The following is a 20,448-nucleotide window of genomic DNA, read 5'->3' as shown; positions in this document are numbered from 1 at the left end:
TTTTCTATTCGGTCAGCGCAACCTGAGCTTTGCGGCATGAAAGGAGTGAAACGATTCTCCATGCAATTCTTCAGCGAAGGCTTCTTATTGGAGTGTAGGAGCCTCGACCGTCTTCTTTGCCGGGCGAAATCCAAGTAATCTCGTGCGTAGGTTTAAAAAGGGATGTTCTACCAGGCAGAATGTGAAAAACGCTACTGCTGCCGACAAGACTACAAGAATAGACATGCCCAATAATTGGCTTGCAACCGAGGCGATAGGAAAGAAGCCGAGACGAGGGAGGACATAGTGAAATACTGGTCCCTGCAAATAAGGGTGGTTCAGATACATTCCGAAGGATAGGCGTGATATCCAATAAAAGAATCTGGATCGAAATAAAGTTGTGCCGGAGTTTAACCCAAACCAGACAAGAGACCCAAAGAAAAACGCAAGGCCGGTGAAGTTCAGGACTTCATGTTGTATATGCCGCAGCGCTAGCAGAAGAATAAATCCGACCAGGACTAGAAGCGAAGAGCGCCAAAATTTATTAACTACCTTTGTGCTTCGACTAACCCAGAGGTTGGAAATAATCAGACCCATAATCAGGCCGTCGCAATGAGTATGAAATTTATAGTAGATCGTTGCAAATAGAGCTGGATCGTGCGTAAAAAAGTTACCCGTGTGATGAATCCATATGGCAGCCCTCATAAGAGGAATGAACAATAGGATCGCCCAGAGCCATATGCGAACAGTCTTCGGATCTCGTCTTCGCGCAAATAAATACAAAAGGAGGGGGGTCAGAATATAGAACTGTTCTTCGGTCGATAGAGACCATCCACCCAGTACGATTCCATAGTTGAAGTAATTGGCAAGAAAGACAAGATCAGCCCAGCCATATTCTTTTGCTGCCGCATTATGCCAGTAGAAAACCAGCACGCATAAGAAAGTAAAAAAATATAGCGGCCAGATACGAAGCCCTCGGCGCAACATAAACTGCCGGATAGAGATGGTGCCTTCCTTCCACAACTCCCTCCATAGTTGGCCGCCGATGAAAAATCCGCTCAAGACGAAAAATAAGTCAACGCCAATCCACCCATTGGCAACAAAGGACATCCTGGAGTAGAAATTCTCACCGTACCGAGATGTGAATGAAGTGCTGAAATGCCCATTGATGACAAGCAAGATAGCTATAGTTCGCAGGCCATCGAGAAACGGGATCTGGCTTGAAGGACGATGCCGAAACTGGTCGAAGGCTCCAGCAAACAGGGACGAGGAAGTGAAGCGCCGAGATTTATCGGGTACTGAATGAGAGTCGGCCATATCGAGACACTTCTAACCCTTTCGCTATCGACGTCAAACCCTGAGCTTTTAGAGAGACGCGCAGAATGATAATAATGCGCTTCAGGAGCCGCTGTCGAAAACAGTAAATGGCTGGCATTATCCAGCCCCTGGCACCCGATTTGTTAGGCTCACCAACGGCCATTCTCCATAACGATTTGTGCGTGTCTGCTATAACTATAGCGAGCACTATTTTCAGAACGATTTCTCCACCCATCCCCTTATATGACTAAAGTTCTTTTGATCTTTGGAACAAGACCAGAAGCGATAAAAATGGCTCCCGTTGTTCAGGCCCTGTTTTCTCGCCGTGATGTATTAGAGACAAAAGTCTGTGTCACCGCACAGCACCGGCAGATGTTGGACGCAGTATTGCACCTGTTCCAGATTGTTCCGGACTATGATTTATCGGTGATGGAACCAAACCAAAGCCTCTCAGCGTTGACCGCAAGATGTCTCACAGGGATCAGTGCAGTGTTGCAGCAGGAGAGGCCCGATATTGTTCTAGTACAGGGAGATACGACTACCACCTTTGCTGCGAGCTTGGCGGCCTACTACGAGAAAATTCCAGTAGGCCATATCGAGGCTGGTCTGCGGACCGGTAATAAGTTTCATCCCTTTCCCGAAGAGATCAATCGGCGACTTAGCACCCAGATAGCGGATTTGCACTTTGCGCCTACTCCCATTGCCCGCCAGAATCTGTTGGCAGACGGCGTTGCCGATGAAAGAATATTCGTTACGGGGAATACGGTAATTGATGCACTCCTCCGGGTCGTTGAAAATCAATCTACTCCGAAGAGTGCTGCGCGCTGGGCCGAGTTTTTTCAATCCCATGGCGTCGCTATCACGAAGGAGAGGCGCTTTTTACTGGTCACTGGGCATCGCCGCGAAAGCTTTGGCGATGGGTTTGAAAATATCTGTCAGGCGATCCGCGATATTTCTTTAGCAAACCCGGATGTAGACATTATTTATCCCGTTCACTTGAACCCAAATGTTCAGGAACCCGTGAATCGGATTCTGCACGGGTTGTCGAATGTTTACCTGATTCCGCCAATTGAATATGAGCCGTTTGTGTTCCTGATGTCACGGGCATCGCTCATTCTTACCGATTCAGGCGGCGTTCAGGAAGAGGGGCCGTCGTTTGGTACACCCATATTGGTAATGCGAGAGACGACGGAGCGGCCTGAGGGAGTGGATGCGGGCGTGGTCAGGCTCACTGGCACAGATCGTGCCAAAATTGCCTCCGAGGCAAACGAGATTTTACAAAATCCTGAAAGCTGGGATTCAAAGGGGAAGCAAAATCCCTATGGCGATGGTCATTCCGCAGAACGGATTGTCGCTGCCCTCATGCATCATTTCGGAATACCGGCAAATCATCATGCGGCAGGTCGTTTGTCGTGAAGCACAAAGCGAAGCTTGTTTATATTCATTCCGATAGCCCTAACAATGTCCGAGTCTCGAAGTGCCTCCAGGTATTTGAAAAGCTGTTTGAAGAGGTGCATTACATCGGATGCGTCCGCACCGGAACGTGGAATGAAAAGGACGCGATTGATGGAGTTCATTATCACATCGACAATCGAAAAGCGCGCCGTGGCATACGCGGTCTTATCACGTCGCTGCGCTTTACCGCATATGTAAAGAACCAACTTCGTGCAATATCCCCTGATATCGTTATTGCGACAAACGAAGACTATGTTCTGCCATTCTCAGTAGGGTATTTCAAGCGCCCTCCAGTCCTTGTATGCGACTTGATCGACAGTCTTGCGATTCGCACTGTTGACGCCCTGCGTTACCTCAACCCCTTATGGTCCATGCTTTCACGGTGGTCACTCGGCAGTATCGATGGCCTCGTGGAAGTGACGGATGAGCGTCTAGCTCGCCATAAAAAAGTACCGAAACACCATGTCGTAATATTCAATTCGCCTCCCGCGGTGCCACTGCAGGCGCGTCCGGATTTGCCCGATAAATTTATCTATGTGTGTGGGTCCATTCTCGATGATATTTCGGGGGTGGAAGCGCTTCTAATTGCCTGTGAAAGAACGCAAGGTGCTTCGATTGTCTTTGCGGGCAGGCCAATCGGGCCCTGGATGAATAACTCGTTTCTGCATCATCCGCTTGTAAAGAACCTTGGTGAGACGACGCCGCATGGATCGATGGAAATTGCCGCGGCTGCTACCGCAATGTTTGCGCATTACAAGCCATTTGTGGAAAACCATATCTATGCAGCGCCGAATAAGCTATTTGATGCCATGATGGTTGGAATTCCACTCCTGATCAACTCTGAGTGTCTCGTCAGCGATTTTGCAAAGAAAACTGGTTTTGGAATGCCTACGAAATTTGGCAGTGTCGAAGAGCTACAACACGCAATAGAAGTGGTCTATGCTCCCGACGAGTCGTTGATTGCAGCATGCCATCACGCGATGGTGTTGTTCGAGACGCAATATTCCTGGCAGAGGATGGAAGAACGATGGGCAGTCTTCTTCGACAAGCTTTTATTGGATTGCCTGAAAAGTGGCTAGCCATCCCCCAATAGATCTATCACCTCTTGATGAAGTACGAATTATTCATTAATTGAAATGGTTCAAGGTAACTCACGGTGGGCATCGAGATACCAAAAATTATCTGTCTGAAGAACCGTTCTGCGATGTAGAAGCAAGGCAAGCATCAAAGGGCGCTTCTCGACTTGTGATATAAAAACTGAAGTTCTCCATACGGATGTTCAAGAAATATCCGTCCTGTGTTTTCGCCACCCATGTCAGGCGTGGCTGCTCCATTCTTCTGCCGGTTCTTACGAGTTAGGATGTCCTGAAGTCGAGGAAATCTTCTCAGATCGGCAATGAATTGGCCCTAATCTTTAGCTTAATTCCATCCTCAATACGCGATAACTTCCAGTTATGGTCTCATCGGGACTGCTGGCTCTTGCCTAATCAGCTATTAGTATCTTTGAATTAGCTCCCATCCCTCTTACTACCTTTGTTTAACTCCAAAGTAGGATACGCAATATCTTTTGTGTTAGCTTCATGCACATTTTTGTGGGGTATGCATGACATTTGTAAGTGCATACCCTGATGTTAGGTAGCTAGTTTAAGTGCTTCCACTTGAACCAGAACCAGAAAAGCATTCTGCTCTCGGCGGAAATAAACTGCTTTGAAGCAAATGGAGATCATCTTGAAGTTGCAGTATTTAGTTCTATCCGTTTTATTGCTAGTTGCGCCCCTGTCTTATGCGAAGACAGTGAGTTCTATTACGATCTCTCCCCAGGGAGCAGTCCTGCAAAGCGGTTCAAATCTGAAATTTAGCGCGCAATGCACTTATGTTGATGAAACCACGGATGATTGCACCGCAATAGGAGGAGTGACCTGGAGCAGTGCGTCAAGTATCAATAAATACATGACCGTTGATAGGTCGGGATTAGCAACATGGAACACCGATCCAAAGACAGTTCCCTCGCCTTTTGGCGGCTATTATTCTTCTCTGTCATCTTTCGTTATTGCGACCGCAGGAACTGTGAGCAGCCGTGCCGCAGTCTATGGCCAACATCCCGGCGATATCTGGTATCAGTACATGACTCCTGATCTCACTTCGTTCGATACGGATTCACTTCCCACAGCTGTTTATCTAGGTATGAATGTTGCCGTCGGTTCGACGATAACGGTTGGAAGTGGATTTGCAATCAATAATCCGGGCTCGGCAACAGGCAATCCACTTCAGGCCACTTGCAACTGGTTAACCTCGGATCCGACGAAGGCTACCGTAGATAGGCAGGGTCTCGTCACAGGAATTGCTCCGGGGAATGTCACAATTACATGCGGTAGAGCGGGAAATGGGACATTTGGCAACTCGGGGACTCATGGCTGGGTTGCTCCTGGGAACGTGATTACGCTGACGATTGTCAACGGTGGAACAGGGAACCAAACTTGGTATGTGCGCCCAAAGGGCGGGACGCTATATACCAATGCGACAGATACTGCGACTGGCCAATGCGATGGCAAACACAATGCAGATTACCCAGGCTCTGGCGTCAATCAGCCTTGTGCGGTTGCGAATGTCTATGATCTTTGGTTGGACGGACAGCCTTATTACCACAAGGGATGGGTCATCTCTGGTGGCGATACGGTCATCGTCGCGCAGAATAGCGCGGGATATTACAGCGGCGGAAGTAGCCGTTCCCCTGTCAACGGAGTAAATACCTGGACTCCTATGCCGACCATTCCATCCGGTACGGCTTCACGGCACACACGTATCCTTGGAGAGAATTATGCGAACTGTACCTCTAATTCTTCCAAAACGCTTATAACTACAGGCTGGGGAGCCCAAACCTTTGCCAATGTTCGAGATTCGCAATATGTTGACGTCGCCTGTTTTGAAATTACTGACAAAGCGCAATGTGTAAATAGCGGAAATTTTACCAATGCGTGTTCAAACGCGGATAACTATGGTGCCACTGCCATCATGCAAAGCGCATTGACGGCGTCCGTCAACTATACCGACCTATATATCCATGGATTGGCAGTTCAAGCAATATATGGGGCGACTGGAGTCGGCGTCGTTGGAAATCGCATTTATATTCGCGGAATGCCGCTGGCGGGCATCAATATGGACGATGGCCCATGGGGTATTGGCAACATATCAGTTGCCGGCGGATTTACACTGAACAACTCAACGACAGAATTTACAGGTTGCGTAGAAGAGTACCCTGTCGTTCATAACTACCCCTACATCGAATGCCGAGATGCCAATGCGGGTGGATACGGGGATGGACTTGGCACTGCCAGCGCAACTGGAGACTGGTTATTTGATCATGACATTTGGAGGTATAACTTCCAGGATGGTCTTGACCTTCTCCATTCCGGGCTGAATAGCTTAGCCGTTACGAATTCACAGAGTTATGGAAACGACGGACAACAATACAAGATTGGGTCTGGGAAGGTAGTTATCTTCAGGAGCAACATAACTCTGAATAACTGCCAGAGAGTAGGCCAATTATTTGGCGATGAGCCAGCGAGTGCAATTGTTCCTGGCGTATCTCTGTGTCGGGCGGGTGGAGATTCGGTTCCAATCAGTTTTGATGGACAAGGAAGTGACTGGTTTCAGGGAAATACCTTCGCTGGTTATGGGGCAGTAACCTTTGACATTGGATGTAACTACGACTCCTGCGCCTCATCTGATACTCGGTTTGAGGACAATGTGAGCGTTGGCATGTGGGCTCCAAACTATAGCGATCAACCAGCCGCGCTATTTTATGCAAATGCGGGCGCTCTTCCTCCAAATCAAGGGTGGGCCATTCGCGATCACAATCTGTATTGGAACTTCAAACATGGATGCTCTTCACTTCTGGCGGGAGAGATTTGTGCCGATCCTAAATTTGTTAATGAGCCTTCACTTACAGTCACGTCCGAGACTTCGCTTGACAACTTCAACTTTAGTCTCAGTTCGGCAAGCCCAGCTATTGGAACTGGAATTACTATTCCGGGGCTGCTGACCGATAGTCTCGGGCTAACAATCCCCGATCCTCCTTCAATGGGGGCCATTCAATATGAAGCAAGTTCCAGCACTCCCTCTTTGTCGACGGCGACAATAACATTAGCTGTTACATCGAATACGGTTGCTGCCGGACAACCAATAACAATATCGGCCACATTGCTTCCAGCAGGCAACGTGGTGCCGACTGGAATGGTTTCATTTCTAAATGGCACATCTTCTCTTGGCACAGCGACATTGAATAACTCAGGTGCGGCTACGTTGTCACTCTCATCACTTGCAGCCGGAAATTACACTGTGACTGCCGTATATACCGGAGACTCGAATTACGCTGCGGGGACGTCGAATCCTGTGTCTATTACTGTGAGCTCCGCTACAGCCACACCGCCGCCAGCGACAGGTTCCACACCTCCACCGGCGACGGGTTCCACACCTCCACCAGCGACAGGTTCCACACCTCCACCGGCGACGGGTTCCACACCTCCACCGGCGACGGGTTCCACTCCTGCAATTGTTGCAATCAAGATTAGCCAGCCGGACTATGGATTCAACGTAATCCCTGGTTCGACACGGCGCATCTTTGCTACCGTCACGAATGGAACATCGAACCAGGTTACCTGGTCTGTAAAGTCAGGCTCGGCACAAATCTCGTCGACCTCCGGGCCATGGGTAGACGTTACTGCGCCGGTAACAGGATCTTCGTGCTCTTATACCGGAACCAGTGCGCAGTATGGCGTAACCTCTTCGACGCAATTCACGATTGAAGCTGACTCGGTCGATGATGGAAGCGAGAAAGCGACGGCTACCTTCAACGTGTGCAATCCCGCGGTTGAAGTCTCAGTCGTTCCGTTCTACCGCACGCTTTATGCGAATCAGCCAGCCGATGTGCAGAGCCTGGTGCTTGGTCCCGTCGATCAGAATGTGCATTGGGCAATTACATCGCAGCCCAAGGGAGGAGACGGCAAGCTGACCGATTCAACTTCCCGCGACGCACTCTTCACTGGAACGGTTGCAGGACGTTATCAACTGACGGCAACAAGCGTGGCCAATGCAGGGAAGAGCGCGACCGCAATCATGTACGTGACTGGTCACAAGATGCCGTATCGCGTCACGCCTAATCAGACGGAACCAGTAGATTGCACGGTAGATCCATCCATGCAGGGCGCAGTCTACGACGTTGGGCTCTCACAGAAATTCAAAACCCTGGCGTCGGTGCCTTTCCCCACGATGGTTCCCGGCTCGACAGTTCGGTTGCACAATGAAGATACGACCGGGTTGAATCCAACGACCTATCACGAGTATGTCGAGATCTCCCAGCCCGCCACGGCAGAGCAGCCATTCCGAATGTGCGGTGTACCCGATGCGTCAGGCAATCTGCCCATCATCGACGGAACGAAGGCAACGGGGCGTTCGGATACAAGTACGGACATAGCAGGTTATGGTCTCTTGACGCTTCATAACTCCAATTCCTTCGCGTACTGGCCAAAATTTGTGGCCGCGCAATATATTGCCGTGGAGGGGATTCAGTTTCGCAATGCGAATCCTGGAGTCAGTTACACCGCTCCCGCTGGTTCTTCCCAGAGCTGGCAGAGTTCCGCGGCATGTATCCATATCAGCGAAGCGCAGAATGTGGCATTTGTCGGAGACGACATTGGAAGCTGCGGCAACGGCGTCTTGAGCGACTTCAATAGCAATGGCGGGTGGGGAGCATCCGATTTGAATGTGCTTTGGGAGGGCAACCACATTCATAACAACGGAATTGCCGGCTCAGATCAGGACCATCAGATGTATCTCCAGTCGTGGGACAATGTCGTGCAGTTCAATCGCATCGACGACTACACCAAGGGAGCGTTAGGCGCGAACATCAAGTCTCGTGGCCTCCAGGACATCATCCGCTACAACTTTCTCGGAGACGGCGCGCAGCGGCAGATGGATCTGGTCGATGTAAAAGATGCTCCTGCCTATATGTCTTTCGCGGGATTTCTGAGCGGCGGGTCTAATTCCTTCCATGCCCTGTACACCCAGGACAGCTATCCTGCGGACCAGATTGCTGCGGAGCAGGAGGCATGGAACTCGCACTTCGTCTACGGGAATATCTACCAGAACAGCACCTCCTCGGCGCCAATCCACTTCTCGATGGATACAACTGGCGGGGAGCTCGCACGAAAAGGTTCGCTCTACTGGTACAACAACACGTTCTACCAAAGGAGTTGTACCGCATGCCTACCCCTCTCATGGACACTGTTCGATACTACCGGGGGAGATGGAAAGTACTATCCCCAGGCAGAGTTTCAGACGGTGCAGGCCTATAACAATATCGTGTGGATGGACAGTGTCTCCAAGTCTCCCTTTCAATGGAACGATTACTCCGCCTTCATTGGAGTTGGTGGAGGGAACCTCCTGCCCTCGAACTGGGGAAGTGGCTTGACGACTGGAGGCGCCGGTTCTGGCTGGAGCGTGGATCCGGGTTCTGATGCCTATCAGAATAGTCTGCCTCTCGATCTCCATCTGACCGGCTTCGACAAGAATGACATCACAACGACAGGCTCTATTCCGTTCGATCGGAATTCGTGGACTCTCGGCAGCGACATTCCGGCGGTGCAGGCCGTTCCATCCGCAGTCTGCGAGATGCCGGCACGGTTCGCCTATCTCCCCAATCTAGGCTACGCTGTCCCCCGGACCGCTACTCCCAGTGTTGGCGCAACCGATACAGTCGCCGAGACCGCAGATCTCATCAACCAGGCAGCCGGAAGCGGCAGGTACAACACGCGCTACTCAAACTGTCACTGATAGGCATTGAGCAGCAAGCCCAGGAGCCCGGAACACAGCCAGCGAACAGGTCTGTGTTCCGGGCTCTTGGCATGGATGCCGGTGCAAATCGCTCCAGTTGAACCCACGATGTAACCTGCTTCCGCCAAACCCCCGCGCTTCATGGCAATGTTTCGGTAGACTCATAAGGTACGTTTGCTTCGAGGGTACTTATTCATGAAATTCCGGTTTATTGCTTTAGTCGTCTGCTTGTCCCTGACGACCGTTGCGGCCCAGGCTCAGTTTGGCCTCTATCTCAACCCCATCGCCACCCGAGTCAGCAACTCGCAAGCCGATACGGGCCCCTTCGCTTTCCTTGGAGCGAACTCCACCTCCAGGATGTTCTACGGCGTGGATATGGGAGGCTACTATAACTTCTATCAGCGGGGCAAAACCGAGGTCGGTCTGGATGTTCGTGACTCCATCGTCCACGGCAACAGCGCATCGCTGAACAGCTTCATGTTAGGTCTCCGGGTTGAAACCAAGCCCTTCAGCCGTCCATTAAAGCCCTATATCCAGGCTTCGGTCGGTGTCGGCACCACTCGTCCTCCTACCAGCACCGTACGCATCAACCGGGCACAGTATGGAGTCTTTGGTGGTGCCGATTACTCGCTCAGCCGGCATGTGGATTTCCGTGTCGTCGAAGTAGGGTTCAACTCTCTTCAAACCGCCAGCAGCTCCACCATTGGCGGCAATGGCAATATCCCTGCTTCGAAGCTGCTTAGTTTCAGCACCGGCTTTGTCTTTCGCTTCCGCTAATCATTCAGCGCAGCGCGATTATTCCGGGCCGTGAACTGGGCTTTATCAACCGATAAGGCCCAGTTCTTTCTCTGCATCCTTTGCCGTCTGCGTATTGGGAGCAAGGTCGGCTGCCTTCTTCAGGTGAAGCTCTGCATTCGCCTTGTCGGAGAGCTTGCTGTAGATCATCCCCAGGTGATATTGGATCGATGCGCTGTCAGGCGAAGTCTTCACCGTATCTTCCAATACATCGCGCGCCGAATTGTAATTTCCCTTCTGGTAGTAGATCCACGCCAGGGTATCGGCTGTATCAGGCGAATTGGGCATCGCGCGTCGGGCCGTCTGGGCCAGCGACAGCGCCACATCCAGATTTCCCCCTGTCTCCGTCATCAGATAGGCCAGGTTGTTCGAAGCGACTGCCTGGTCGGGATCAATCGACAGGGCCTTCTTGTAAGAGTCGGTGGCGCCACTGCGATCGCTCTGAGCCTCCTGCAGCGTGCCCAGCACTGTGAACGCCTGTGCATCGTTCGGGTGGTCCTTCGTCCACTGCTGCCAGGTGGCAATGGCCTTACCTGTATCGCCGGTAGCAGCCTGCGCGCGGGCGTATGCCATCACGGCTGCCTGGTCCTTGGGATTGATCTGCATGGCTTTCTGGGCCGATACCAGCGATCCCTTGGCATCGCCTGTCTGCATCTGCAGCCCTGCTAGCAGGTCATACATTTCGCTGTTTTGCGGAGACTTGGCAATCTGCTCCTGAACTCGGCTCAACGCCTTGGCGGGCTGCTTTTGATACAAGTCCGTGGAGGCCAGCAGGCTGAGAGCGCGTGCAGAGTTCGGGTTGTTCTGAAGCGACTGCTCCAGCAGGCTCTGTGCTTCGGGGATCTTCTTCTGGATCAGACGAATCTGGGCCAGCTCCAGATAGGCCTCGGCATTCTTTGGATCAAGCTTGATGGCTTGGTTGAAGTCAGCCTCAGCTTTGTCCCACAGTTTTTGGCTTCCCTCGGCCATGCCGCGCCACAGGTACGGAATCGCCGATTGAGGAGCGATGGCGATCGTCGCCTCTGCCACCTGTGCCAGCGTTGTAACGTCGTGAAGCTGCATCGAGACCTGTGCCAGGCCGCTCTGCGCCTCCAGGCTCTTCGGATTGATGCGTGAAGCGTCGCGGAAGCTCTGCTGTGCGGTAGTGGTGTCGCCCTTCGCCATCGCCGCGCGACCCAGCCAGAGCTTGACCTGCAGATTATCCGGATTGGCCTTCGCTGCCTTCTGCAGCACACCGAATGCCTCGTCCGTCTTGTTGTCATTCAGCAGAATCATGCTCTTCAGAACAGCCACTTCAGGAAGGCTGGGATCCGTCTTGTTCAGCTCGTCCGAGATCTCGCGCACCTTCGGAATGTCGTGCTTGCGAAGCAGAATCTGCGCATAGACGAGCTTCAGCGGAGCGCTCTTCGGATGTTTCGACACCAGGTCGGCATAAGCGGCCTCCGCCTTGTCAACCTGATTGGTGCGCAAATAATAGGACGCCAGCAGGTCAGCACCCGTACCCGTATCATTTAGATCGTCAGTCGCCTGATGAAGGGTCTCCTCCGCCTTCGCGTTATCGTTCCGGCGGATATAGAAGTTGGCGAGGCTCGCCCGAGCGATGATGTTCTTCGGATCGGCGGCAATGGCATTCTTCAACTCGGTCTCCGCTCCCTGCAGGTCGTTCTTCTTCTCCAGCAACGCCGCCAGGACAAGGTGGGCCGTCACGTTCTTGCCGTCAAGCGAGACTGCCTTGCGCAGCTCGTCTTCGGCAGAGGTGCCGCTGGTTGGATCGGAGCTCTCAAGCAGTCCAAGCGATGCATGGAAGGTCGCACGGTTCGGATCGAGCGTAAGAGCTTGCTTGATCTGCTTGAGCGCCTCGGCACGATCTCCCTTGGTCGCCGCAATGCTCGAGAGCAGAGCGTAGGCATCGGCATTATTGGTGTCCAGTGCAAGAACTGCATTTGCCTGGTCGGCGGCTTTGTCCGACTGATGGCCCGCCAGCAGCAGGTTGCCCAGGTCAATGCGTGCCTTTAGGTTGTTCGGTTGCAGGTCGACGGTGCGCATCAACTCCGCATAGCCCTGCATCATGGCGCCCTGCTTGAGATAGACCTTCGACAGCTCGTAGTGTGCGTCGCCGAAGTTGTGGTCTACCTTCAACGCATTCGAGAACTGGATGGCGGCTTCCTTCAGCTTGCCCTGGTCCTCATACCGCTTTCCGCTGTCCAGATAGCTGTGCTTCAGCTTATTGGGGTCGCGTTTGCAGCCCATATTGAGGCCAAGTGTCACGGCCAGGCCCAAAACTACCAAAACTCGATATGCCGCCGGAGTCAGTGATTTCTTCATTACTTTCCTCGATCCTTTTCAAACAAACTTTATCTCGTAATGCTTGCTCTCTTTGCTATGGAGCGATATAGGGTACTCACTTCACCCCTGAGCAATTTCCGTTCCATCTTGTCCTTAGTTCGGTATGAACCGGGACAGCATGGGTGCCATCAGGCTGGTAAAGTGAACCGCGCGTTCGCGGGCATCCGCCACCGTCTCTGTCGGCGCAATTTGTGTGATGACGCGCACCAGCGCTCCATCGGTGCGGTCCAGGCGGATGGCGTCGGCGACCATATAGGCCCTTGCGACATATTCATTGGGAATGCTCCGTCCATGCGCCTGATACCAGTAAATGACGAACTGTCGGATCTCCCCATTGCTGATCTGGTATTCGCCCACCCTGTAGCTTTTGCCATTCACGTCTTTCAGGTTGATGTAGCGGCGGGAATCGAACGTCCAGCCCGCTCCCGGCAGGCAATTCTGAGGTGAGTGCATGGTCTGGCCCGTGCGCTGCGTGGGAAAGTAGCCAATGAAGAGCCCGATCGGCAGGTTAGCAGCAACTGGCTCAGATGTTTGGCTGATGTTGACAGGCTGTGAGCTGGTGTAGATGCGGTTGAGAAAATCGCCCTTGCCCAGCACAGAAAGAACGTCGTCGGCGATGGGCAGGTCCTGTGCTGTCCATGAGCCGATCGTCTCCGGCATCAGTTTCAAGGGCTCGCTGGGGGGCACGCGGTCGGTATCGCCGCGGCTGTGCAGGATTAGAGCAGTGACGACAAGAAGGAGGACAACCGTCCAGAATTTGGGTGACTTCATGCTTTTTCCCCAGTCGTCGGCCAGATAAGCTGCATCGCCCGGTGGACGAGGTACAGGCAACAGAGGGAGATGACGAACATGACCCAGCCGGAAAATTCGTGAAAGAACCCAACCGCTTTGTCCGGGTCCCAGTACTGCACGCACAGGCCGGTGCCGACGATGCGGACAACGTTCGCGGCCACCGCGATGGGAATACTGGCCAGTGCCAGAATCGTCCGGCGCGAGGTCCGGCGCTCAAGGAAATAGCCGTAGAAGACCGCCAGCGCGAACAGGCTCATTAAGGAGCGGATGCCGCTGCACGCCTCGGCTACCTCCAGCTTCATCGCCGGTAGCTGGATGACGTTGCCTTCCTGCAGCACAGGGACGCCCAACATCGGCAAGATGTCGCTGGCGATCCGCGATGCCATCAACTGCAATGGAAAGGTGATGTGATTGAAGACGATGGCGGGAATCGGAATGGCGAGAATGAGCACCAGCAGGGGAAACCGCAGCTCACGCAGCATCTTTCCGCCAAAGAACGTCCATATCAGCCCTCCCATCAGGAGGAGGAAAGACATGCGGGTGGTAAAAAGCTCAACCCCGTAGACGCCAAGAATAAGCAGGACGATGCCTGGCACGATCAGGGAGAGCCCGCGCCAGCTTGGTTGCACTGGAACTGCGCTTAGGGCCGCTTTCTTGTCCCAGATCAGGTACCCGGCAAAGAGCGGCACCAGGAAACCGTGAGAGTAGTCAGGGATGGTGTACCAGTCGTAAACCAGCTTGCCTGCGATGTGGTAGTAGATGGTGACCAGCAGCGCGGCGACGATGGCATAGGGCAGCCAGCCATATCTGCGGGGTTCGCTCGCAGCATTCGAGCCGTTAGGCCCACGGTCTTCCCGGCTCGCGGTCAGCTCAGGAGGATAAGGCTCGGCTTGGGTACTGCCTGTCATTCGTAAGACGTTATACTTCACATGTCTCCTGTAAGCAATTTGAATGCCGCAGCGATGGGCTGGTTCTTTCCCGGAAAGAACTCCAATCCCCCGTCAAAGTGGAAGACGATGGGTTAAGTCATGGGAAAAACATTTCCCACATGTGCCGTCAATTTGCACATTAATGCGGCCCCATCGCTACAGCAGCGCTCCTTTTGGGAACTATAGACCATAACCAAATCAGATGGCTGCATGACTATGGGCAGAACCAGCAAAAGGTTGCAACTTTTTAGTCAAACCCTGCCTTGTCCTCCAGTTTGGCATTCTTCGTGCTTCAGAACCACGTATTAGCCAAAAGGATTCCTATGATTGTAGGTTTTACGAAACAAAATCAAGAGTGCACAGGACGGGCGGTTGACCCAACCGGCCATGTTGGCACGACAATCTATCGCTGGGGTGTAGCGACTGCTGCAAAGGCAATCGATTCAACACCACTCGCGCAGGGCTCCCTGTGGGGCCATTATCGGATATTCAAGACAAAAAGGCTGCAACAGGAAGCAGATGAGGCAGAATGGGAGAAGCCGGTTAGCGGCTTGAAGAGAGGGAGTTACCCAATGAAGTGGTCTCTTGTCGTGCTCATGGCAATGTTGCCTGCAATGCCTTCTGCCGCAGTTGCCCAACAAACGCAATCCCCAGCCGCTGCAACCGCACAGAGTGTTCCCCCTGCCGCGACGGATGCAACGCAAAAGCCATCCACGACGGACTCCAGCGATATCGCCCACTACATGATTGGCGCTGAGGATTCGCTTCAGGTCACGGTCTGGAAGGAGCCTACTCTTTCGGGTACGGTTCCCGTCCGGCCCGATGGCCGGATCTCCCTCGTTCTGCTGGGTGACCTGCAGGCCGCGGGACTGACCCCCATGGCACTCGCCGCCGACATCACCCAGCGACTTAAGAAGTACGTCCAGGACCCCATCGTCTCGGTCGTTGTTCTCGGTGTTAACAGCCAGCGGATCTTCGTGATCGGAAATGTCGGCCATGTCGGCGCGCTCGCGATGACCCCGGGCATGACGCCGCTGCAGGCAATCTCCTCGGCTGGCGGCCTCTCGCCCTTCGCTCACGCCAAGCGCATCTACATTCTGCGCGGCACCGGCGCTGCCCAGAAGAAGATACCCTTTGACTATAAAAAAGCGCTGAAAGGCGACGATAAACAGGACGTCTCGCTCGAACCTGGCGACACGATTGTGGTTCCATGAGCCGCTACCTGAAGAGTTGTATTGCTACCCTGGCGCTCATCGCTGCGGCGGCTTCCGTAGCCTGTGCGCAGGCGGTTCCCGCTGGCACCATGTCGCCCAGTGTCGGCCCCAGCCTTCCCTCGGTCGATGGCGTCTTCCACTACGCCTTGCGCGCCTCGGAGATGGTCGAGATTGGAAGTGAGAGAGTGGGCACCGGCAATTCGGCCGTTTTCTCAGGAGACGCAGCGTACAACTCCACAAGCGTTGTGCATCCATTCAGCATGATCTACGCTGGCGGCCTTATTCTGGGCAATGAGTACGGCGGTCACGCGACTTCCTTTCAGAACCTTGCCATCTCTCAAGGTCTGGTTGCCGGCCGATGGCACTTCGCCGTCTCGGATTCGGTTAGTTATCTGCCGGAAACCCCCACGCTGGGCCTTTCCGGAATTCCCGGCGTAGGGGACCTCGGATCAGGGACGGGTCAGGGAGTATCCAGTGGGCCTGCGGGCGGAGTGCTGACGAACAATGCCACCAATGTCAGTAACGCCCTCACTGGGAACGTCGAGAGGGAACTTACTCCCCTGACCTCTATCAGCGGCTCAGGGGACTGGTCGATGCTTCGCTTTCCCAAGGGAGAAGGTCTGGAAAACACCCAGTACTCGGGAAACCTTGGCCTCAATCATCGCCTCGATGCGCGAGACACGATCAGCGGAAGCGCTCTCTATTCGACTTACAGCTACGGGGGCGGCATCGGTCTGACCATGCAAACCCGTGGTATCACTGCCGCATTCGAACGCACTTTAAGCAGCTCGCTCAAAGGGAGCGCCTCTGCGGGGCCTATGTGGCTCAGTAGCTCCAATAGTGCGTTGATCCCTTCTCGTGTGACGGTGAGTACCAATCTCAATCTCAGTTACATCCGCGAAATCACCCAGATGAGCGTAAGCTACTCACGCGGAGTCAACGGCGGCTCCGGGGTGCAGCCCGGTGCTCTCTCTGATGACATCTCGGCCTCGATTGGCAGGTCCTACGGTCCCGACTGGAGGGCCTCTCTGAGCGGGAACTATACTCATACGTCCGGACTGTTGCAGGAGGGGGCTCTTGTCGGTTCCTCGACCTCCCTGTTCCCCTATGCCGGTGGAACAACCAACCTCACCTTTGCCGGTGTGCAGGTTTCGCGCAAATTGACCGATTCCTTCTCCGCCTTCGCCACTTACAACATTCAACATCAATCCATCGACGATTCGCTGAGTACGCAAAATGCCTTTAGCGGTCTAACGCAGACGTTTGGAGTTGGAATCACCTTCTCTCCCCGCTCCACATCTCTCGGTCAGTTTTAAGGAGTTACCATGCTTGGCCATCGCGCATTAAATCTGGAAGACTACGCCGCTATTCTGAAGCGCAGATGGTGGATCGTCGTCATCCCGGCGCTCATCCTCCCCATCTTCACTTACGGGATCAGCCATCTCGTGCAGCCCCGCTATGTCTCCCAGACGCTCGTACTGGTGGAGCAGCAGAAGGTCCCCGACAGCTACGTCAAACCCGTTGTTACAGAGGACCTCAGCACTCGTCTTGCCTCGATGAAGGAGCAGATCCTCAGCCGCTCCCGCATCCAGCCCATCATTGAGCGTTTTAACCTGTACGGCACCAGCAAGATATCCATGGACGACCGCGTCGACGCTGTCCGCAAGAACATCGACATCAAGCCCATTCAATCGGCGGGTTCGTCGGGGATGCCTGGTTTCTATATCTCCTACCAGGCCAGTGACGCTCGAACCGCCCAGGTTGTCTGCGGCGAGATCACCTCGCTCTTCGTCAGCGAAAACCTCAGCGACCGCACCGCCTCCGCCGAGGGCACCACGTCCTTCCTTCAGGCCCAGCTCGCCGACGCCAAGAGTAAACTCGACGATCAGGACTCCAAGCTCGCCCGTTTTCAGGAGCAGTACGCCGGCAGACTTCCCGGCGAAGAAGCGACCAACATGAATATGTTGACCAGCCTCAATACTCAGTTGGATGCGGCCACGCAGGCACTCGCACGGCTTGAGCAGGACAAGAGCTACGAGGAGGCGATGCTGGCCCAGCAGGTGGCTCAAAGTTCAAGCACCTCCGGTGGGGCCGTAGCTCCACAGGCTCAGCAAACCGAGTTGGAGTCTCTTCTCGCTCAGGAGGCTGACCTCTCCGGCCGCTACACCGAAGACTATCCCGATGTTGTCGCCGTCCGGCGCAAGATCAAGGATCTTCGCGCCCAGATGGCGAAGGCTCCCGCACCCGCGAAGGCTTCGTCGATCTCGACTCCCAATGCCCATGATTCCTTGAGCGTGCAGCAGCTTCGCGCCCAGCTCCGCTCCGTCGAACAGGGAATTGTTCAGAAGAAGCACGATCAGGCCCAGATTCAGAACCAGATCCGCAGCTATCAGGGACGCATCGAGTCCACCCCGGCCGTGCAGGAGCAGTTCAAAGACGTCACCCGTGACCATGCCACCGCCCAACAGTTCTATGATGATCTCCTCAACAAGATGAACCTGGCTAAAATGGGAACAGATCTCGAAAAACGTCAGCAGGGCGAGAACTTCAGGATCATGGATGCGCCCAACCTTCCTGAAGCGCCAACCTTCCCCAACCGGCTGGTCTTCGCGCTTGGAGGTTTCGTCGGGGGCCTTGCGCTGGGCATTTTGATTGTGGGCCTCATCGAGTATCGTGACACCGCAGTCCGCAGCGAGCGCGATATCTGGGCATTCACCAAGCTGCCGACCCTGGGGGTGATTGGCTTCTCCAGTGACGACGAGCCCGCACCGTCCCAGCGCAGATGGCCGTTTCGCCGTCAGCCAGACCTTGCAGCGGACACCAAGCCGCTCGTGAATGCGGGTAGCTGATCATGTACAAGAGCTTCTACAAGCTGCAAAGCAGTCCCTTCGGTACCAGCCCGGACCCGCGGTTCCTCTACATGATGCCGCACACCCGCGAGGCCCTCGCCTGCCTGGAGTACGGCATCTCCGCCCGCAAGGGCTTCACCGTGCTCACCGGCGAGGTCGGCACAGGCAAGACCACCTTGCTGCGTCGCGCTCTCAGCTCCTTTAGCAGCCGTCGCGTGTCCACCTCGTTCGTCTTCAACCCGCGCCTCGACACCCTGGACTTCCTCGAGTTCGTGCTTACCGACTTCGGCATTGCCCCGACAACCCGCACCAAGTCCGGCATGTTGCTCCAGCTCAATCGCTGGCTCATCGAGCGCTTTCGCATGGAAGAGACCTGTGTGGTCGTCGTCGACGAGGCGCAGAACCTCTCCTGGGACCTGCTCGAAGAGATTCGGCTGCTCACCAACCTTGAAACCTCGTCGGAGAAGCTGCTCCAGATCGTCCTCTCCGGCCAGCCCGAGCTTGAGGAGAAACTTCGCCACCCCAGCGTCCGCCAGCTTCGCCAGCGCGTCTCGCTGTGGTGCCGCACCCAGTCGCTCACCGAGAGTCAGACCCACGCCTATGTGGCGGAACGTCTCCGCATCGCCGGTGCATCGTGGCCTATCTTCTCGCAGGAGGCGCTCAGCCTCATCCACCGATTCAGCCGCGGCATTCCGCGCATCATCAACCTGCTCTGCGAGCACTCACTGATTGTGGGCTACGTGGAACAGATTCGGGAGATTACTCCGGCCATTGTCGAAGGCGTAGCGGTGGAGCTCGAACTTGAGACGCAGCCATTTCTTATCTCCTCAGCGGCCATGGGAGGCGGTGGCATGTCGTCGCCACTCTCCGTATCCGGCGACGCTCTCAACTTCAGCACAGCTTTTAACGGTGATCCCACGGGAAGGCAAGATCGATGAGCCGCATATACGAAGCACTCCAGAAAGCAGAGGCCGAGCGCGCTCTGGAAAAACGCGAGCGCGAGCCGCTAATCCCAGAACAGCCAGCAGAACAGCTAGCCAATCCGGCCCAGCCAGCCGATTTCGAGCCTCTTGCGCAGACTGCTGCCGCCGAGGCGGAATACGAGTCACCCGCTGCCGCGACAGCGCCTCCCCGTTACGCGGCACCGGCCCCGACCCCGGTCGTAGCTGCTGCCGTCGTCAAGGAACCGCTTGACCTCAGCAAGATCGAAAGGCGTCCCTGGAGCCCGGCCTTCGCCCAGCTTCCGGCGCTCCTGCATCGCGGCCCTGCCGTCGAGCAGTTCCGCAGCCTCCGCTCGCGCATCTTCGAGCTGCGTGACGTCAGTCCGCTTAAGTCGATCCTTATCAGCAGCGGTATGCCCCAGGAGGGCAAAAGCTTCGTCTCCACGAACCTGGCCCTTAGTCTCGCGCGCCACAAGAACAGCAAGGTACTGCTGATCGACGGCGACATGCGCCGCTACACCATGCATCAGATCCTCGGCTGCGAGTCGCAGCCCGGCCTCGCCGACTATCTGGCGGGCAAGGCTGGCCTCGTCGAGATTATGCAGCGTGCCGAGGAGATGCCGTCCACCGATTCCGCGAAGCAGCCCATATTTCCTAACCTCACCTTTATCGCCGGAGGCAATGGCGGGGACAAGGCAGCGGACCTCTCCGGCAGCCCGCGCTTTGGCGACCTGATCCGCCAGGCCTCTCCCTACTTCGACTGGATTATTGTTGACTCGTCCCCGGTTCTCCCTGTCTCCGATGCGGTCAACCTCGCCCGGTCCTGCGATGGTGTCCTTCTTGTCGCCCGCGGCGGGGTCACCAAATTCCCCGTTGCACAGCGCGCGCAGAGCGAGTTGAAAGCTGCGAAGGTTCTTGGTTTTGTGCTCAATGCTGTGCGCGAGGCTCCTCAGGTCGGCAGCTATTATGGCTACGACTCCACCAACGAGTAACGGACTTG

General features: G+C 54.7%; 14 protein-coding genes and 1 pseudogene. 10 read left to right on the top strand and 5 right to left on the bottom strand.

The window, feature by feature from the left end; genetic code table 11:
• Window positions 1-84 precede the first annotated feature (84 nt).
• On the bottom strand, window positions 85-1,296 hold the full coding sequence (locus GSQ81_RS12715; RefSeq protein WP_158911090.1) for an acyltransferase: 1,212 nt from the start codon (window positions 1,294-1,296) through the stop codon (window positions 85-87).
• Between the two features lie 243 nt (window positions 1,297-1,539).
• Here GSQ81_RS12715 and wecB point away from each other — a divergent pair, with 243 nt between their 5' ends.
• The 3 genes and pseudogenes from wecB to GSQ81_RS20360 form a co-directional block, all read left to right on the top strand.
• A complete protein-coding gene (gene wecB, locus GSQ81_RS12710) occupies window positions 1,540-2,712 on the top strand; it encodes a non-hydrolyzing UDP-N-acetylglucosamine 2-epimerase (protein ID WP_158911089.1) in 1,173 nt (390 codons plus the stop codon).
• Window positions 2,709-3,830, top strand: coding sequence for a hypothetical protein (locus tag GSQ81_RS12705; protein ID WP_158911088.1), 1,122 nt, complete (start codon window positions 2,709-2,711; stop codon window positions 3,828-3,830). The genes wecB and GSQ81_RS12705 overlap by 4 nt, the downstream gene beginning before the upstream one ends.
• A gap of 637 nt (window positions 3,831-4,467) precedes the next feature.
• A pseudogene (locus GSQ81_RS20360) lies at window positions 4,468-5,109 on the top strand (Ig-like domain-containing protein); the annotation flags it as partial.
• Between the two features lie 1,733 nt (window positions 5,110-6,842).
• On the opposite strand, the gene GSQ81_RS20075 reads toward GSQ81_RS20360, so the two are convergent.
• Window positions 6,843-7,007, bottom strand: coding sequence for a hypothetical protein (locus tag GSQ81_RS20075; RefSeq protein WP_254060325.1), 165 nt, complete (start codon window positions 7,005-7,007; stop codon window positions 6,843-6,845).
• Here GSQ81_RS20075 and GSQ81_RS20070 point away from each other — a divergent pair.
• Window positions 6,952-9,582, top strand: coding sequence for an Ig-like domain repeat protein (locus tag GSQ81_RS20070; protein WP_371715343.1), 2,631 nt, complete (start codon window positions 6,952-6,954; stop codon window positions 9,580-9,582). The genes GSQ81_RS20075 and GSQ81_RS20070 overlap by 56 nt on opposite strands.
• A gap of 195 nt (window positions 9,583-9,777) precedes the next feature.
• Window positions 9,778-10,359, top strand: a complete 582-nt coding sequence (locus tag GSQ81_RS12695; protein WP_158911086.1) for a hypothetical protein — start codon at window positions 9,778-9,780, stop codon at window positions 10,357-10,359.
• A 45-nt stretch (window positions 10,360-10,404) separates the two neighbouring features.
• On the opposite strand, the gene GSQ81_RS12690 is transcribed toward GSQ81_RS12695, so the two are convergent.
• The 3 genes from GSQ81_RS12690 to GSQ81_RS12680 form a co-directional block, all read right to left on the bottom strand.
• Window positions 10,405-12,702: a tetratricopeptide repeat protein gene (locus GSQ81_RS12690; protein ID WP_158911085.1), complete on the bottom strand. Its 2,298-nt coding sequence runs from the start codon at window positions 12,700-12,702 to the stop codon at window positions 10,405-10,407.
• Between the two features lie 114 nt (window positions 12,703-12,816).
• A complete protein-coding gene (locus GSQ81_RS12685; RefSeq protein WP_158911084.1) occupies window positions 12,817-13,494 on the bottom strand; it encodes an exosortase C-terminal domain/associated protein EpsI in 678 nt (225 codons plus the stop codon).
• On the bottom strand, window positions 13,491-14,423 hold the full coding sequence (locus GSQ81_RS12680) for an exosortase/archaeosortase family protein (protein WP_158911083.1): 933 nt from the start codon (window positions 14,421-14,423) through the stop codon (window positions 13,491-13,493). The genes GSQ81_RS12685 and GSQ81_RS12680 overlap by 4 nt, the downstream gene beginning before the upstream one ends.
• Before the next feature lie 593 nt (window positions 14,424-15,016).
• On the opposite strand from GSQ81_RS12680, the gene GSQ81_RS12675 reads away from it, so the two are divergent.
• From GSQ81_RS12675 to GSQ81_RS12655, 5 genes are read left to right on the top strand one after another with little or no spacing between them, the layout of a single operon-like run.
• Window positions 15,017-15,658, top strand: a complete 642-nt coding sequence (locus GSQ81_RS12675) for a polysaccharide biosynthesis/export family protein (protein WP_158911082.1) — start codon at window positions 15,017-15,019, stop codon at window positions 15,656-15,658.
• Window positions 15,655-16,974 (top strand): hypothetical protein, encoded by a 1,320-nt coding sequence (locus GSQ81_RS12670; RefSeq protein ID WP_158911081.1) that lies wholly within the window; start codon window positions 15,655-15,657, stop codon window positions 16,972-16,974. The genes GSQ81_RS12675 and GSQ81_RS12670 overlap by 4 nt, the downstream gene beginning before the upstream one ends.
• Window positions 16,975-16,983: 9 nt before the next feature.
• Window positions 16,984-18,507 (top strand): Wzz/FepE/Etk N-terminal domain-containing protein, encoded by a 1,524-nt coding sequence (locus GSQ81_RS12665; RefSeq protein WP_158911080.1) that lies wholly within the window; start codon window positions 16,984-16,986, stop codon window positions 18,505-18,507.
• A 2-nt stretch (window positions 18,508-18,509) separates the two neighbouring features.
• Window positions 18,510-19,445: an ExeA family protein gene (locus GSQ81_RS12660; protein WP_158911079.1), complete on the top strand. Its 936-nt coding sequence runs from the start codon at window positions 18,510-18,512 to the stop codon at window positions 19,443-19,445.
• Complete coding sequence (locus tag GSQ81_RS12655; RefSeq protein WP_158911078.1) at window positions 19,442-20,440, top strand: CpsD/CapB family tyrosine-protein kinase; 999 nt, start codon at window positions 19,442-19,444, stop codon at window positions 20,438-20,440. The genes GSQ81_RS12660 and GSQ81_RS12655 overlap by 4 nt, the downstream gene beginning before the upstream one ends.
• Window positions 20,441-20,448: the final 8 nt, after the last annotated feature.

Origin of the sequence: Granulicella sp. L56, assembly GCF_009765835.1 — a bacterium.
Classification (GTDB): Bacteria; Acidobacteriota; Terriglobia; order Terriglobales; family Acidobacteriaceae; genus Edaphobacter.
Note: the sequence above shows the minus strand (reverse complement) of the source record. Positions and strands in the feature narration are given on the sequence as shown.